10 protein-coding genes and 1 pseudogene are annotated in these 16,187 nt (G+C 63.1%); 3 read left to right on the top strand and 8 right to left on the bottom strand.

Going from position 1 to position 16,187, the window contains the following annotated elements; genetic code table 11:
- Window positions 1-4 precede the first annotated feature (4 nt).
- The gene (locus tag F6X40_RS01835; RefSeq protein ID WP_187626631.1) at window positions 5-889 is read left to right on the top strand and encodes a hypothetical protein; all 885 of its coding nucleotides are present in this window, start codon (window positions 5-7) and stop codon (window positions 887-889) included.
- 1,025 nt (window positions 890-1,914) lie between these two features.
- Here the strand turns inward: F6X40_RS01835 and ntrC are convergent.
- The 3 genes from ntrC to glnA form a co-directional block, all read right to left on the bottom strand.
- Entirely contained in the window at window positions 1,915-3,453 is a 1,539-nt protein-coding gene (ntrC, locus tag F6X40_RS01830; RefSeq protein WP_184070931.1) for a nitrogen regulation protein NR(I), read from the bottom strand.
- Between the two features lie 36 nt (window positions 3,454-3,489).
- Complete coding sequence (gene glnL / locus F6X40_RS01825) at window positions 3,490-4,632, bottom strand: nitrogen regulation protein NR(II) (RefSeq protein ID WP_187626630.1); 1,143 nt, start codon at window positions 4,630-4,632, stop codon at window positions 3,490-3,492.
- Between the two features lie 199 nt (window positions 4,633-4,831).
- A complete protein-coding gene (gene glnA / locus F6X40_RS01820; protein WP_184070936.1) occupies window positions 4,832-6,247 on the bottom strand; it encodes a type I glutamate--ammonia ligase in 1,416 nt (471 codons plus the stop codon).
- Window positions 6,248-6,700: 453 nt separating this feature from the next.
- On the opposite strand from glnA, the gene F6X40_RS01815 reads away from it, so the two are divergent.
- Window positions 6,701-7,165, top strand: coding sequence for a rhodanese-like domain-containing protein (locus F6X40_RS01815; RefSeq protein ID WP_184022229.1), 465 nt, complete (start codon window positions 6,701-6,703; stop codon window positions 7,163-7,165).
- A gap of 204 nt (window positions 7,166-7,369) precedes the next feature.
- Here F6X40_RS01815 and F6X40_RS01810 read toward each other — a convergent pair.
- The 5 genes and pseudogenes from F6X40_RS01810 to F6X40_RS01790 form a co-directional block, all read right to left on the bottom strand.
- Window positions 7,370-9,071: pseudogene (locus F6X40_RS01810) on the bottom strand (GH92 family glycosyl hydrolase); the annotation flags it as partial.
- A 1-nt stretch (window position 9,072) separates the two neighbouring features.
- Window positions 9,073-9,918 carry a competence/damage-inducible protein A gene (locus F6X40_RS01805; RefSeq protein ID WP_184070938.1) on the bottom strand — a complete coding sequence of 282 codons (846 nt, stop codon included), beginning with the start codon at window positions 9,916-9,918 and terminating at the stop codon, window positions 9,073-9,075.
- 19 nt (window positions 9,919-9,937) lie between these two features.
- The gene (locus tag F6X40_RS01800) at window positions 9,938-10,771 is read right to left on the bottom strand and encodes an EI24 domain-containing protein (RefSeq protein ID WP_187626629.1); all 834 of its coding nucleotides are present in this window, start codon (window positions 10,769-10,771) and stop codon (window positions 9,938-9,940) included.
- Window positions 10,772-10,968: 197 nt separating this feature from the next.
- A complete protein-coding gene (locus tag F6X40_RS01795; protein ID WP_187626628.1) occupies window positions 10,969-11,967 on the bottom strand; it encodes a sterol desaturase family protein in 999 nt (332 codons plus the stop codon).
- A 90-nt stretch (window positions 11,968-12,057) separates the two neighbouring features.
- Window positions 12,058-13,077, bottom strand: coding sequence for a beta-propeller fold lactonase family protein (locus F6X40_RS01790; RefSeq protein ID WP_187626627.1), 1,020 nt, complete (start codon window positions 13,075-13,077; stop codon window positions 12,058-12,060).
- 581 nt (window positions 13,078-13,658) lie between these two features.
- On the opposite strand from F6X40_RS01790, the gene F6X40_RS01785 reads away from it, so the two are divergent.
- Window positions 13,659-16,169 carry a YadA family autotransporter adhesin gene (locus tag F6X40_RS01785; protein ID WP_187626626.1) on the top strand — a complete coding sequence of 837 codons (2,511 nt, stop codon included), beginning with the start codon at window positions 13,659-13,661 and terminating at the stop codon, window positions 16,167-16,169.
- The last annotated feature ends 18 nt before the right edge of the window (window positions 16,170-16,187 follow it).

Here is a 16,187-nt window from a genome sequence, read left to right as displayed (position 1 = left end):
ACGCATGACTAAGAACCGCAGCAAGCGGGTTTTCACAGACGAGGAGGTCCGGGTTATTCGGGCCACGGACGTAAAAGTCGGGGTGCTGGCCTGTATGTTCAGTGTCAGCCGTGCGGTATTGCTGGACGTGCAGTCCCGGAGGTCATACGAGGAGGTAACCGGGGACGCGGGTGATTTCAAACTAGCAGCCGTCGCACAGGAACACTGCACGCGGCACGGCAAACAACCCAAGCCGCTCCCCACGAACTACCTAAAAGGTCTGGCCCGTGAGGCCGTAGCTGCAGAAGCCGCCAAGCCCGTAACCGTGCTGATAGGCGGGGCGCTGGTGGAGATTGAACCGCAGTTCAAACCAAAGGGTACGAAGAATCACACGAGGGCGGAGCTAGCCGCGATACAGGAGGAGGCCATGGCTAGCGAAGTGTTTGCCGAGTGGGACGGTAAGTCGGTCATACGCAGCCCCGAGGAGTTGGAACGGGAGGCCAAACGACTAGAAGCGCTCGCAGCCGCGCTCCGGGTCCATCAAAGGGATTTCGTAGGGCCTCCATGCTACAGGCGACGGCTAGACGTAAGGCCGGACCCACAGGCGGAGTTTAGTAGCCTGGTTTATCGGCGAGTGGGAGAAGTCGGCGGGTGGGATTTCCGGGACAGAGAACACCCTGTAACCCGCGACAAGCTCAACAGTCAGATAACGTGGTATCAGCTTTATCGGTTCTATACCCGGGAGGGACAGTACTTGCTCAACCCTGCAATACTGGCACGGCAACTGACCAACCCGGAACCTGAGTCGGACCAAGAGCCGGACTACGGCGGTCCTGAGACTAAGTTTGAGAAGGCTGAGATTAAGGCGCAGACCGCGCACATGAAGTACGGGGATAGCTGGAAAGGATAGGTGATGACGGCGCGGTCCGGCGTGGGCCGCTCTGTGTTCGTCACCTTCACCGCAAATAAAGCGCAACCTCAAAAGGAAAACGGGACAAGCCTCTCAGCCTGCCCCGCCAATTTCCACCATTGGTGGAATACCTCCCCGCCCCGCTGTCGCCCTAATACCCTGCCACGGACAAGCGAGCCTCCACCTCTGTGCAAATACCGTCCACAATTCCGCTGTGGTACGGCTCCGCCCATCCAGGACGGCGGGCTAACACTCCCTCCGAGAGACCAACCAGCACGTCCGCAGGGCCGGTTACCTCATCGCGAGTCGCATGGTCGAGCATTACAGCCTTGGCGTCCCACCAGTCTTGGATTACCACCCGTTCCCCGGACCCTAACCGGTATTCCTTGCCCGCCTGCGGCACCTCGACTCGTGCGGCGACAGCGCGGCCTCGGTCATACCCCCGGTTATGTACGTCAATCATTCTCATGCTTTGGTCGTCCTCGTTGTGATGCGTGACTCTAGCCGGTAGCCTCTAGGCCCAATCCGGCGATTACGTTGGCCTTTCGGGTTCTTTTCTCTGCTCGCCTACGCCGCTTACAGTGTCGCCATCATAAACATAAAGATGGCTATGTTAAATAGCGCACACAGACATGTTCGTCATATCGAAATACCGTAAAGACGGCTACGAGTAATAAGCATACCCGTGCTAGACTGGTTCGGACTAAACGTAAAGAGGGTTACGACAATGCCTAGAGGTAGACCACAGAAGGCCCCGGCCCGAGCGCTCAACGTGCGGGTAGAGGTATCCGATTTAGACAAGCTCGCGTTACTGCAAACGATCACAGGGACGCCCACGGCTGAGGTAGTCCGGGACGCCCTTAAGCGCTATATCAAGAGCAACGAGGGCAAGCTAAAGGAGGCCGGGGAAAAGCTGGCGAGCGGGAGCTATTGGACGACCGGTGAGGGAGATTGACGGGTGCGCGGACTGTACCACAGACAGTGCCCACGCACCGCAGCAAAACAAAGATAAGTCATTGATTTTATTATGGTTCTAGGTTTAGCTCCTGAATCTTGCGCGTAATCGTATTGCGCCCGATGCCGAGCCGCTCGGCCGCCTCGACCTTGCGGCCGCGCGTGAAGTCGAGCGCCTCGCGGATCACGGCCGCTTCGAAGCGGCGCGCGAGTTCGTCCATCACGTCGGCCGCGTTTTCGCGCAGCATGCGCGCGACTTCGGTGCGCAAGCCGCCTTCCCATGCGCTCAGCGCGGTGGCGACCGACGCACCGGCCGCCCCACCCGGATGCACGAGCGCGCCGCCGTTCGTGCCAGCGAGCGGCACGCCGCCCGCGATTCCCGCATGGGTCGCCACGGTCCCATCCGTCGTCGCGCCGGCAGCGGCGCCCGCACCAGGCTCGCTCCCGGCGCCGTGCGCGGGACCGAGATCGGGCGGCAGATCCTTGGTTTCGATCGTCTGCGCGGGCGCCATCACCGTGAGCCAGTTCGCGAGGTTCTCGAGTTGCCGCACGTTGCCCGGAAACGGCAGCGACGCGAGATACGCGACCGCCTCCTCGGACACGCGCTTCGGTTCGACGCCGAGATCGCGCGCACTCTTTTGCAGGAAATGCCGCGTCAGCAGCGGGATATCCTCGTTGCGCTCGCGCAACGCGGGCAAGCGCAGACGGATCACGTTCAGACGGTGATACAGGTCCTCGCGAAACAGTCCCTGCCGCACGCGCGATTCGAGATTCTGGTGCGTCGCCGCGATCACCCGCACATTCGCGCGCAACGGATTGTGGCCGCCCACGCGATAGAACTGCCCGTCCGACAGCACGCGCAACAAACGCGTCTGCAGATCGAACGGCATGTCGCCGATTTCGTCGAGAAACAGCGTGCCGTTCTCGGCCTGCTCGAAGCGTCCCTGGCGCATCGCCTGCGCGCCGGTGAACGCCCCGCGCTCATGACCGAACAGTTCGGACTCCAGCAAATCCTTCGGAATCGCGGCCGTGTTCAACGCGATGAAGGGGCCGTTCGCGCGTGGGCTATGTCGGTGCAGCGCACGCGCGACCAGTTCCTTCCCGGTGCCTGATTCGCCGGTAATGAGCACGGTGGCCGCCGAATGCGACAGGCGGCCGATCGCGCGAAACATGTCCTGCATCGCGGGCGCCTGGCCGAGCATCTCGGGCGCTTCGGCGACGCGGTCGTCCCACGTCTGCTCGCCGCGCATGCTTTCGTCGACCGCGCGGCGAATCAGCTCGACGGCCTTGTCGACGTCGAACGGCTTCGCCAGATACTCGAATGCGCCGCCCTGGAATGCGGCGACCGCGCTATCGAGATCCGAGAACGCGGTCATGATGATGACCGGCAAGCCCGGCACCTTGTCGCGTACGGTTTGCAGCAGCTCCAGCCCGGAGCCGCCAGGCATGCGGATATCGGAGACCAGCACCTGCGGGCTGTCGTGATCGAGCGCGGCCGACGCTTCGCGCACGTTCGCGAAGCTGCGCGTCGCGAAGTTCTCGCGCGCCAGCGCTTTCTCGAGCACCCAGCGAATTGATTGATCGTCGTCTACTATCCAGATCGGCTTCATATAGGTCGGTCAGAAGTCTTGAGGTGCTTGTGTTATCTAGAGATCGAGCGGCAGCAGAATCTGAAACTCGGTATGGCCCGGCCGGCTGTCCACCTCGATCAGACCTTCGTGCTGCTGCACGAAGGTCTGCGCTAGCGTGAGACCGAGACCGCTGCCGTCCTCGCGCCCCGACACGAGCGGATAGAAAATGCGGTCGCGAATCTCTTCGGGAATGCCTGGGCCGTTGTCGATGATATGCAAGTCCAATGCCAGCTTGCACAGGCGTTTTGAAATCGTGACCTTGCGCGCGATGCGGGTGCGCAATTCGATGCGCGCATCGCCCTGCGAGATCCGCTCGCGCAACGCCTCGGCCGCATTGCGCACGATGTTCAGCAGCGCCTGGATCAGCTGCTCCTTGTCGCCGCGCAGATCCGGCACGCTGACGTCGTAGTCGCGCTCGATCGTCAGGCCGCGCGGAAACTCCGCGAGAATCACCTGACGCACGCGCTCGCACACCTCGTGAACATTCACGTCGCCGACGATATGCGGATGCCGGTGCGGTTCGAGCAAGCGGTCGACCAGCGTCTGCAGACGGTCCGACTCCTTGATGATGACCTGGGTGTACTCGCGCAACTCGTCGCGCTGACGTTCGCCGAGTTCGAACTCGAGCAGTTGCGCGGCGCCGCGAATCCCGCCCAGCGGATTCTTGATTTCGTGCGCGAGATTGCGGATCAGATGCTTGTTGACGGCCGTCAGGTCGTTGATGCGCTCTTCGCGGTCGGTGCGCAGATGCCGCTCGTTCTCGAACAGTTCGAGCAACACGTAGTCCTGCGCGCTTTCCAGAAAACCGACGATCGCATGCACGTGCAGCGGCTCGTGGCCGGGACGCTCGAGCACGGCGTCCAGATGCGTCGCGTGAAAACGGTGTGCGGCGATCGCGGTGATCGTCGCGACCAGTTCGTCCGCGTTCGAGAAGATGTCCGGCCACGCCATCTGCGTGAGTTGCTTGCGAGACATCTTCAGCATCGACTCCGCCGACGGATTCGCGAACGCGACGCGCAGCGTGCGCTTCTCGAGCACCAGCAAGACGGTCGGCAGCGCCTCGAAGCCCGGCAGCAAGCCAGAACTCACGAGCTGCATGTCGTCCGACAGCGTCTGTTCGTGTCCTTTCCTTGCCTTGATCAGATTCTTGAGAACCATCTTGCAGTCTGGCCGGTAGGAGATGGTGATAAATCAGGAGTGCTGCTTTATTGTGCTTCACCGAATGCCGTGTTGCCCGCGCGCGGCCGGCCATGCGTGCGGCCTAACGAAAAAGGGACGGCGCCGCCGTCCCTTCGTGACCGATCGCGAGCGTCGGGCAAAGCGCTTCGCCGGGTGAAGGGCGAAGCGCCATGGCCGCTTACAGCGAGTAGTACATTTCGAATTCGATCGGGTGCACCGACTGACGATAACGCTGCAGTTCCGTCGTCTTCAGTTCGATGTACGCGTCGAGCATCGCATCCGTGAACACGCCGCCGCGCGTCAGGAACTCGCGGTCCGCGTCGAGCGAGTCCAGAGCCTGGTCGAGGCCCGCGCACACGGTCGGGATCTTTGCATCCTCTTCCGGCGGCAGGTCGTACAGGTTCTTGTCGGCGGCTTCGCCCGGGTGAATCTTGTTCTGCACGCCGTCCAGACCCGCCATCATCAGCGCGGAGAAGCACAGGTACGGGTTCGCCAGCGGGTCCGGGAAGCGCGTTTCGATACGGCGGCCCTTCGGGCTCGACACGTGCGGAATACGGATCGATGCCGAACGGTTGCGAGCCGAGTAAGCGAGCTTGACCGGTGCTTCGAAGTGCGGCACGAGGCGCTTGTACGAGTTCGTACCCGGATTCGTGATCGCGTTCAGCGCGCGAGCATGCTTGATGATACCGCCGATGTAGAACAGCGCGAATTCCGACAGACCTGCGTAGCCATTGCCTGCGAACAGGTTCGTGCCGTCCTTCCAGATCGACTGGTGAACGTGCATGCCCGAACCGTTATCGCCGACGACCGGCTTCGGCATGAACGTTGCCGTCTTGCCGTACGTGTGCGCGACGTTTTGGATGATGTACTTCAGTTGCTGCGTCCAGTCGGCGCGCTGCACCAGCGTCGAAAACTTCGTGCCGATTTCATTCTGGCCCATGCCCCCCACTTCGTGGTGATGCACTTCGACCGGAATGCCGATCTGTTCGAGCAGCAGACAGATTTCCGAACGGATGTCCTGGAACGAATCGACCGGCGCGACCGGGAAGTAGCCGCCCTTGGTGCCCGGACGGTGGCCGGTGTTGCCGCCTTCGAATTCCTTCGCCGACGACCACGGTGCTTCTTCCGAACCGATCTTCACGAAGCAGCCCGACTGATCCGTGTTCCACTGGACCGAGTCGAAAATGAAGAATTCCGGTTCCGGACCGAAGTACGCGGTGTCGCCGAGGCCCGAACTCTTCAGGTACGCTTCTGCGCGCTTCGCGAGCGAGCGCGGGTCGCGCTCGTAGCCCTTGCCGTCAGCCGGTTCGACGACGTCACAGGTCAGCACGAGGGTCGATTCTTCGTAGAACGGGTCGATGAAGGCCGTGTTCGCGTCCGGGACCAGCAACATGTCCGATGCTTCGATGCCCTTCCAGCCGGCAATCGACGAACCGTCAAACGCATGGCCGCTTTCGAACTTGTCTTCATCGAATGCCGACACCGGCACCGAAACGTGTTGTTCTTTGCCGCGCGTGTCGGTGAAACGGAAGTCGACAAACTTGACGTCTTCGTCCTTGACGAGTTGAATGACGTCGGCCACGGATTTACTCATAACCTATCTCCTGATTAACAATTTCGGCGGATTCAGCCGCCGCCCAATCTAGCTGACCCATCCCGGCACGTCCACTTATATGGCGTCGCGGGCGGAAAATTCTGCCGGGATAAATCGATCGGCACCAATAAAGCAGATAGTGTGCCACCTCTGGACCCCGGATGGGCCAATCCGGCGCACACATTGCGCCGCTTATGTTTGCCGGCCACGCACGAGGCGAGAGCAGCCTCGCAGACAAACGTGCAGGCACCGCAACGCACCAATTTCGCGCATTCACCGCTTTGGAAACGACGATCCATACCATGTTGGTGCATTCAGCAGAAAATGCACCATATTTGCGCATTGAGGTTGGGATGGCGCCCGCGACTGCCCGGCGCCGTCCAGTCTACACAGGTCTGTGCGCTGCCTGCAGCGCGCTAGAATGATCATTTGGTCCGAAGGAGATTGACGCTCATGAGCACGCTCGAACAGCTTTACGCGAAGGCGGACGCCCGCCGCACCGAGAACCAACTGCCCTACGCGGGCGCGGTATCGCCGGCCGAGGCGTTCGAACTGCTGGAACTCGATCCGCGCACGCGTCTCGTCGACGTGCGTACCCGCGCCGAGCTCGACTGGGTCGGCCGGCCGGTGATCGGTGATGGCCAATACGCGCATGTCGAATGGACGCGCTATCCGGGCGCGGTGCCCAATCAGGAGTTCGTGCAGCAACTCGCGCAGGTCGCCTCGCCCGACACGCCGGTGCTGTTCCTGTGCCGCAGCGCCGCGCGCTCGAAGCTCGCCGCGATCGCCGCGACCCAGGCCGGCTTCACGAAGGCGTATGACCTGCTGGAAGGCTTCGAAGGCGACAAGGACGGCCAGGGGCATCGGAAGACGGTGTCGGGATGGTGTTTTCGCGGCTTGCCGTGGATCGGAGCCTGATGACGCGTGGCGCACTGCCCGCATCTACGGAAGCCCGTGGCGCGGCGCTGAAGCAGGCCGATTGAAACGGTTCGCGCCGACCACGCATTGATTGCATCGTCGGCGCGGGTTGTGACACTGCGATGTCGCGGTTCGTGCCAACCTAACCCTCAGGCGCGGACCGCTTGTTTTGTCGAGCGCCGCGCGCGCGGCGCTCCATTGTGTTCAGGGCGCGGCCGAAATCCCGAACACGTGCAACTTGCCCGCGCTGACCTGTTTCGGCAGCGTGATGCTCGTCACGAGCTTGCCCGGCGGCATCGCGATGGTCTGCCCCACCGCCACCGCGTTATCGAGCGGGCCGCCAGACAAGACGAAGCTCGCGCCATTGAAGGAGAACGGTTTGCCCGGCGCCGCGCCCGCCGCCGTCAAGGCCTGCGACGAGTAGCTGAACAGCGAGCCGTCGAAGTCCGCACCCAGACCATCGGTATCGGTGCTGCCGTCGCTGCCGATGCCGTGGTTGTTGAATGCGTCGGCCACATTCCGCGCGAGCGGCACCCGATACGAAGGGGGTGCGTCCGCCGCGCTCGTCCCCCCACTGGGAGGGAGACGAACCCATCACGAAGTTCAGCGTGGCGCCGCTGGCGAGCGCCTCGATGTCGAGCCACGAACCATGGTGGGCCGCACCGTTGACGCTCAGGCTCTGCACATACTTCGCGCTGGGCGCACCGGGCGCATGGATACGCAGCGTCTTGCCGTTGCCCAGATGAACGGTGATCGACGCAAACTGCGGACTGCCGATCGCGAGACCGCCGACACCCGGTATCCCCGGATAAAGACCCAACGCCCCCCACACGTACCATCCCGACACCGCGCCGAGGTCGTCATTGCCGGGCAAACCGTTCGGCCCTGTGCCGAAGGCGTTCGCCATGATCTGCTGGACCACGTTCTGCGTGCCCGACGGCGAACCCGCCCAGTTATATAGCCACGGCAATATAGCCACGGCACCTCGAAGGTCGGTTCGTCGCCCATATAGAAATTGGGCAGACTCATCCCCGCGTTCAACACCGTAAAGAACGCGTTCAGGCGCGACACCGCCGCCGTGTTGCCGCCCAGTTGCGCAAACGGTCCGACCGGGTTGAACGGCGCCATCCACGTGTACTGCCCGGCATTGCCTTCGACATAGTTGTTGGTGCTGCTCTGCGTCTGTGCAATCCAGCTTCCGTCCGAGTTGCGCGCGGCGATCAGAGGCGGCAGCAGCGACGCGTTAAGCAGGTTCTGCCAATAGGCCGAGCGGCTCAGCAGCATCTTCTGGATCGTTGAATTGCCCAGTTGGCCGGCAAACTGCGAAATGGCACAATCGCTGCTCGCGTATTCGAGCGTCGACGATGCCTGCCCCCATTCGCCATTCGTGATGTAGCCGAACGGCAGATAACTGGCACGGCCGCCGTTCGTGGTCACGCCATTGCACGCCGTTCCGGGAGCGTTGGCCATCTTGATCATGTGCTTCAGCGCGCCCGAGGTATCGAACGCTCGCGCGCCGAATGCATAGGCGCCCGCCACGATCAGCGAGCCGGCGTCGCCGGGCATCACGCCATCCTCGACGGTGTCGTTGACCCAATGCGGAATCGCGCCGCACTGATCCGCATCGTTGACTAGCGACTGCGCCATATCGCTGGTTTCCTGAGGAAACAGCGTGGCTTTGAGCGCAATCAGCGAGCGATAGATGTCCCAGCCCGAAAAGCTGGTGTACTGCGCCGCGTGGCCCGCGCTAACCGTATGGACCTGCTGGTCGAAGCCGATATATTGGCCGTTGGAATCGCTGAATACGCTCGGCGCCCACCGCGCGTGATAGAACGCCGTATAAAACTTCGTCAAGCGCAGCCGTGTCCTGACTACTTACCTGAATCGTATTGAAGGCCCGCTCAGCTTCACGGCTTACCCGTGGCCGCTGCCGCCGCTGCCGCCGCCGCTTCAGGCTCGACGATATCGCCACCGAGCAGATGCACCCCCTCTCGCAGTTTCACGAACGCCGCGGCGACGGCTTCCGGTTCACCCTTCACACCCAGATCGATGTGATGCCGCGCATACACGCCGCCGCGCTCCGCATCCCCGACGCTCGGCAGACTGAACACCCGCACGCCCGGAAAATCGCGCTCGATTTTCTCCATCAGCGGCGTCACGCGCGACTCCGGCAACTCGAACACCAGCAGCGATTTTTCAGCGTGCGGCGTCGTGTGATGCAGATGCGCGTACTGCGTGTCGAGCACCCACTCGATCATCGGCCAGGCCATCACCGGGAAACCCGGCACGAAATGGTGTTGGCGGATCGAAAAGCCCGGAATCTTGTTGTAGCCGTTCGGAATGATGTCGGCGCCCTGCGGGTACGTGCCCATATTCAGGCGATGCCGGTTCTCGGGCGAGTTCAGATCGAGCGGCGCCGGCGAGTTCGCCGGATACATGTCGCGGATACGCTCCTGAATCAGCTTCGCGGCTTCCGGATGCAACTCGAGCGGCACGCCGAGCGCGGCCGCCGCGCACTGGCGCGTGTGGTCGTCCGGTGTCGCACCGATACCGCCCGTCGAGAACACGATGTCGCCCGACGCGAACGTGCGCCGCAGCGTCGCCGTGATGCGCTCCGGATCGTCGCCGATGTACTCCGCCCAGCCGAGCGACAGCCCGCGCCCGCGGAGCAACTCGATGACCTTCGGCAGATGCTTGTCGACGCGTCTGCCCGACAGGATTTCATCGCCGATGATGATGACGCCAAATGCCATTGCCGCCTCTTTCGTTTGATCAATAGGGAACCGGCGCGACCTCGCGCGCGCCACCAGGCGCTTCCGCCCGCATGCGCTGCAGCGCGCGCAGGCAGTAGTTGCCGAACCATAGCGCCGAGAACACGAGGATGAACGCGTAAATCCAGATCGTCACCGTCGTGATCACCGGGAACAGCACAATCAGCCATACCGACGACGCCCACAACAGCGTCGGCAGCGAACCAAGCAGGCCGCTCACGATACCGATCAGCAGCAACGGCAGCCGGTGGCGCCGCACCAGTTCGCGCCGCTCGTCGCGCGTCGCATGCAACGAGAGCGCGTCGTAGGTCATCACGCGATACGTGAGCCATCCCCACAGCAGCGGCGGAATCAACGCGAAGAACGGCGGCACGAGCCACAGCGGCAACGTGACGATCAGCAGCGCCAGACACAGCAGCGTGGTCCAGAGCGCCTGACCGAGGCTACCGTACCACGTTCCGCCGTGGCGCATCTCCAGCCCGGCGAACTGGCGGGCCGCGAGAAAGCGGATCACGGCCGGCATCGACAGCATGGCGATCAGCAGCAGCACCGTGACGACGATCAGCGGGATCGCCATCGCAACCACGATGAACGGCGCGATGACCGCGTGCAGCGTCGAAAAACCGAGCACGTCGAACAGATGATAAAGCGTTGCGGTGAAGGACCAGTCGTCGAGCCAGGTGCGGGTCGCGCCGGTCAGCGTCTGCCAGAAGAACCACAGGAGTACGCCCCAGCCGACCGTCGCGACGATAAACGGTTTGAAGGTCAGCCAGAGCATGCGCGGATGCAACGCGCTTGCGAGTGCGCGCCCAAACGAGCGCAACAGATCATTCATGCGAGCCAGTGCCTGCGAACGAAACGATGGACGGGAGAATCGCGCCGCGCCCGGGCCAGGCATGCTGGGGCACTGGAGGGTGCGCTCGAACGTGCACAGCATAAACCAGGGGACGCGCGGCCGGCGGAAGTGAGCAGCGCGGCGGAGTGCGCGCTCGAATGGATCCGCAATGGACTCAGAACGGACTCTGAACCGACTCAAACGGCAGCGGTGTCGTTGCCGGGTGCGCGGCGCTTCGATACGAGGCGATGCGCGATGCGCACGAAGGCGAACCAGTGCTGCGCCCAGAATCCATCGCCATAGCGGCGGCCTTCGAGCTGATCGCTGATACCGGTCGGCTCAATGTCGCGGCTCCACGACACGCTGCGGAACAACATGTCCCACCACGGGAACAGCACGCCGAAATTGCAACCGTAATTGAGCCCTTCGTGACCGTACCCGATCGCGTGGTGACGGCGGTGGAACGCCGGGCTGACGAGCAGCCGCTCGCCGAGCCAGCCGTAATACAGGCGGATGTTCGCGTGCTGCACGCTTTGCGCGAGATTCGTGATCGCAACCAGCACGACGAACTGCGACGGCGGCACACCGATTGCGAGCGCGATCATCGCGAAGAACGACGCCTGCAGCAGGTCGTCGAGCAGATGGTTGCGATCGTCGGACCACAGCGACATCTGCCGCTGACTATGGTGTACCGCATGCAGTTCCCACCACACGCCGAAGCGGTGCTGCCAGCGGTGATACCAGTAGCCGGCGAAATCGAGTACGAGCAGATACGTGACGAACGTGACGAGCGGCTGCGTGGTCACGCCGGGCCACAGGTTGTCGAAATTCAGGTTCGCGATGCCGTGCAGCCGCAGCCAGCCTTGCACGTTGTCGAAGAACGGTTGCAGCGCGAAGAAAAAGAACAGGTTCAGAATGCCGAGCTTGGCGATCCACGTGTACAGCACGTCGACGCGCACGGCCTTGCGGTTCTCCCATTGCTCGACCGGGCGCAGCGCCTCGAGCGGACGCAGGATCGCGTACATCGCGAGCACCTCGAGCACACCGACGATGACCCAGTACAGGCTGTCGTAGGTGTCCTCGTCGTAGTCCATCAGATTGAACCGGAACAGCAGCGGCTGCACCACGTCGACGTACAGCCACGTCTGCGCGGCTGAAACGAAGCTGTCGAGTGAGGAGAAAATCAGATGGAACATGATGCTGGCCTGTTACTTCATCCTTGGTGGCTCGTGGCGTCCTGGCTCTGCCCTGTTGCCCTCAGGCACTGTCGGGCGCCCTCAGGCCCCTCAAGCGCCGTTCGGCGCCGTCACCGGCGCGCGGTCGAAGAAATAGATGCCGTGCGGCGAGCGGCCCACCGCAATGGTCTGGATCAGCTTGCGCGTGTTGAGATCGATGATGCCAACGTGCTTCGCGAAGCGGAAGGTAACCCACAGATAGCGTTTGTCGGCGGAAAGTTCCATATCGTCCGGTCCCGGCATCAGGCCGGTGATGTCGCCGACGTTGGTGAGCGTGTCTTCGTCGATGATGCTGATCGTGCTAGCGACGCGGTTCGACACCGCGACATGCTTGCCGTCGGCGAGCGAGCGGAAATTGTGAGCGCCCTTGCCCGTGTGAATCGTCTTGACGACCTTCTGGTTGCGCCAGTCCACCACGGCGACGCAGTCCTCGCCGGTCATGCCGACGAGCAGGTACTTTTCCCCCGGCGTCATCCACAGACCCGCGGGCACCTTGCCGACCTTCATCTTCCATTTGACGGTTTGCGTGGCCAGGTCGATGGCGGCGAGCTCGCCCGAGATCTGCAGCGAGACGAACACCGTCTTGCTGTCATTCGAGAACGCCATGTGGCTCGGCATCACCGCGAGCGGCAGCCGTGAAGCCAGCGTCATCTGGTTTTTCGGGTTGTCGTAGTGATAGATGTCGAGTCGATCGAGCCGCAGTCCCGTAGTGACGAGCCACTTGCGATCAGGCGAAAAACCGATCTGATAGGGATCTTCGATGTTCTCGACCCAGCGCTGTAACTGCCCCGTTTTCGGATCGACGAACATCAGGCTGTTCGACACCGAATTGGCGACGATCAGCGAGGAATTGTCCGGCGTGGCCATCAGGTGATGCGGTTCCTTGCCCGTGGGCACGGTGCCGATGACCTGGCGGCTGTTCTCGTCGATCAGGCTCAGCGTGGCCTCGCCGGAATTGAGCACGATCACGTTATTGGCGTGCGCCGCCGGAGAAAAAAAGCCTGCGGCGGCGACCAGCCCCGCGGTCGCGGCGAACGTGGCACTCAAGCCGGGAAGAAAAAATTTACGCATGAAAACTCGCTTCGGAGAACAACGGTCATTGTAGAACGTTTGCCGGTCCGGGCGGTTGACGTAAGTCACTGGCGACGACCGAAAAATGACGGGTGCGATGAAGCGCGGCCGCGTGCGGGAGGTTTCGTCTGCCACGTCCGGTTTGATGCTCGCGCCGCGGGTTTTTCGAGTGAGGAATCAATGTGCTCTCCCTGTCAGGGTCAATCATGCATCAGCCACACGTTAAAATCGCGCAAATGATTAGCGGGAACAATAAGAATACTCCTCTTTCCTTATCAATAAAAACCTAGCCGTATTAATATATTTTTTAGCCCAATTGAATTTCGGAGTTGGCTGATATCTGAATTGCACGCGGACATCGGAGAATTCTCCATACGCGCCGCCCCGGTAGCGCCTCCCCCATGAATCCCGAGCGTACATCTCCGGGCTGACGCGCGCTCGGCCAAATAACGCAAGCCTTACCAATGACCGGCGTTTTTGTATTTTCAATATTTTCAAACCCACCAGGCAATAACTTCACGTCAAAGTCGGAATAAGCGCTGCGTGCCACTAACCACAATAATGCGGAGGATTTTTAATTGATGAACAAGAATATTTCGATAATTCGCCATACCACGTCTCAAATAAAAGTCGCAGCGCCGCGAACTGCCTGCCTGCAAACACACCGTGCTTCCGCGCGCCAGAAAAGCATCGCCCGGGCGGTTCGAAGTACCGCGGGTGTTGCAATAGCGGCGGCGGCCCTTTACCTCACGGAAGCGACAGGCGCGGGCGTCGATTCCGTCGAGGTAGGCACGGCCAGCGCGCCCGGCGACATCGCGGTCGCGATAGGTGCACAGGCCACCGCAAGCGGCAACTCATCGCTGGCGGTCGGCTCGCAGGCGAACGCGCAAAACGACGGCGCGATCGCGGTAGGGGCGAACGCCACGGCGCAGGGCGATAGCGCCGTCGCCATGGGCCTCTCCTCTTCCGCACAAGGCGAAGGCGCGAGCGCCTTCGGGCCTTATGCGAATGCGCAAGCGGAACGCGCGACCGCGCTCGGTCTGAACGCGTCGGCGCTTGGCGTCGACTCGGTCGCAGCGGGCTCCGGTTCAATAGCGGCGGACTCGGCCGCCTCCGCGTTCGGCTCCCTATCCACGGCAACCAGCGTCGGATCGACCGCGCTCGGCTATGTCGCGCAGGCCGGAGGCGCCAACTCGCTCGCCGCCGGAGCATGGGCCTCGGCGCTCGCGGACTCGAGCGTCGCGCTTGGCAGTAATGCCGTCGTCAGCGGCGTCGGCGCCATCGCCCTCGGCGTTGCCGCGCAGGCACGCGGCGCCTACGCCAGCGCAATCGGCTTCGGTGCAACGGCCGCGGGAGCCGGCGCGATCGCGCTCGGCAGCAACGCAAACGCGAGCGCCGACAATAGCGTCGCGCTAGGCGCCAACGCCAGCACCACGACGGACCTGTCGCAAAGCGCGTTTGTGCCCGTGGGAACGGGCGCCACCCCGATCGCGGCCTCCAGCGCGACGGGCGAAGTCTCGCTCGGCTCGGCGAACAACGAGCGTCGCCTGACCAACGTCGCCGCGGGCGCCGCGCCCACCGACGCGGTCAACGTGAGCCAGTTGAGCGCGGTCGACAACAAGGTCGATGCACTCGCTCAAAGCAGCGCGCTGCATTACTTCAGCGCTGCTGACCCGGCCGACGGCTCCAACGAGGCGCTCGCAGACGGCACGCACGCGCTTGCCGCGGGCAGCAACGCCAGCGCTATGGGCAGCAACGCAAGCGCATTCGGCACCAGCGCCAGCGCCAGCGCAACCGACTCGACCGCGATCGGCGCGGGCGCCGTCGCCGGCACGGCCGACGCGACCTCGCTGGGCGCGTCAGCGTCGGCCTACGGCTCCGGTGCGACGGCGCTCGGCTCCAACGCCACGGCGAACGGCGCCGGCGCCCTCGCGCTCGGCTCCGGTGCCAGCGCAGCCGCCGACAACGCACTTTCGCTCGGATCTAACTCGAGCGCGCTAGTTGCAAACTCCGTCGCGCTCGGCCAGGGCTCGATCGCCGATCGCGCGGGTACCGTGTCGGTCGGTTCAACGGGCAACGAGCGCCAGATCACCAACGTCGCGGCTGGCACCGCCGACACCGATGCGGTCAACGTCGCCCAGCTGAAAGCGGTGAGCGACCAGAGCAGCGCGACCGCAGCGAAGCTCGACGGCGCGGTCATGTACGACACGAACGCCGACGGCAGCATCAACCGGAACAGCGTTACGCTCGGCGGCGATACCACGGAGGGCACCGTCATCCACAACGTCGCAGACGGCATACAGGCGTCCGACGCGGTCAACCTCGGTCAGCTGAACGCGGCGCTCGAAGGCGCGATCAATAACGCGACGATCGGCTCGGCCGACGCGTTGTTCAGCGCGGCAGGCGATAGCGCGACTGAGAGCGCGCAGGCGTCCGGCGCGCACGCGATTGCGGCCGGGGCGAACGCGCGGGCAAGCGGCGTCAACACGGTCGCCGAGGGTGCGAACGCAGAGGCGGCCGGCACGAACGCGATTGCCGTCGGAGCGAATGCACAAGCAAGCGGCACCAACGCGGCAAGCATCGGAGCGAACGCCATCGTCAGCGGCAACAACGCGACGGCGGTCGGTGCCGCAGCCAGCGCGAGCGCCGACAACTCGGTGGCGTTAGGCCAGGGCTCCGTCGCCGACCGAGCGAACACGGTATCGGTTGGCGCGGCGGGCCAGGAACGCCAGATCGCCAACGTCGCGACCGGCGTGCGAGGCACCGACGCGGTCAACGTCAATCAGTTGCAGCAAAGCGTGAGCGGCGCGATCAGCGCGTCGAATCGCTATACCGACGACCAGATCCGCTCAGCCCGTCGGGACAGCTACGGGGGCACGGCATCGGCGCTCGCGATGGCAGCTTTGCCGCAAGCGGTCCTGCCGGGACACGGCATGGTCGCCATGGCGGGTGGCACGTACGGCGGTCAATCTGCGCTCGCAATCAGCGTGTCGCAGTTGTCGGACACCGGCAAATGGATCTACAAGGTCCAAGGCAGCACCGACTCTCGCCGACAGTTCGGCGCATCGATCGGCGCGGGGATGCATTGGTGAAATCAGCTCGAGCGAACG

This window comes from Paraburkholderia sp. UCT31 (assembly GCF_014397655.1).
Classification (GTDB): domain Bacteria; phylum Pseudomonadota; class Gammaproteobacteria; order Burkholderiales; family Burkholderiaceae; genus Paraburkholderia; species Paraburkholderia tuberum.
Note: the sequence above shows the minus strand (reverse complement) of the source record. Positions and strands in the feature narration are given on the sequence as shown.

Excerpts from the sequence above, each read along its gene's own strand:
- F6X40_RS01795 (WP_187626628.1), bottom strand. The coding sequence starts at position 11,967 with ATGTTCCATCTGATTTTCTCCTCACTCGACAGCTTCGTTTCAGCCGCG.
- F6X40_RS01815 (WP_184022229.1), top strand. The coding sequence starts at position 6,701 with ATGAGCACGCTCGAACAGCTTTACGCGAAGGCGGACGCCCGCCGCACC.
- glnL (WP_187626630.1), bottom strand. The coding sequence starts at position 4,632 with ATGGTTCTCAAGAATCTGATCAAGGCAAGGAAAGGACACGAACAGACG.
- F6X40_RS01785 (WP_187626626.1), top strand. The coding sequence starts at position 13,659 with ATGAACAAGAATATTTCGATAATTCGCCATACCACGTCTCAAATAAAA.
- F6X40_RS01800 (WP_187626629.1), bottom strand. The coding sequence starts at position 10,771 with ATGAATGATCTGTTGCGCTCGTTTGGGCGCGCACTCGCAAGCGCGTTG.
- glnA (WP_184070936.1), bottom strand. The coding sequence starts at position 6,247 with ATGAGTAAATCCGTGGCCGACGTCATTCAACTCGTCAAGGACGAAGAC.
- F6X40_RS01790 (WP_187626627.1), bottom strand. The coding sequence starts at position 13,077 with ATGCGTAAATTTTTTCTTCCCGGCTTGAGTGCCACGTTCGCCGCGACC.
- F6X40_RS01805 (WP_184070938.1), bottom strand. The coding sequence starts at position 9,918 with ATGGCATTTGGCGTCATCATCATCGGCGATGAAATCCTGTCGGGCAGA.
- ntrC (WP_184070931.1), bottom strand. The coding sequence starts at position 3,453 with ATGAAGCCGATCTGGATAGTAGACGACGATCAATCAATTCGCTGGGTG.
- F6X40_RS01835 (WP_187626631.1), top strand. The coding sequence starts at position 5 with ATGACTAAGAACCGCAGCAAGCGGGTTTTCACAGACGAGGAGGTCCGG.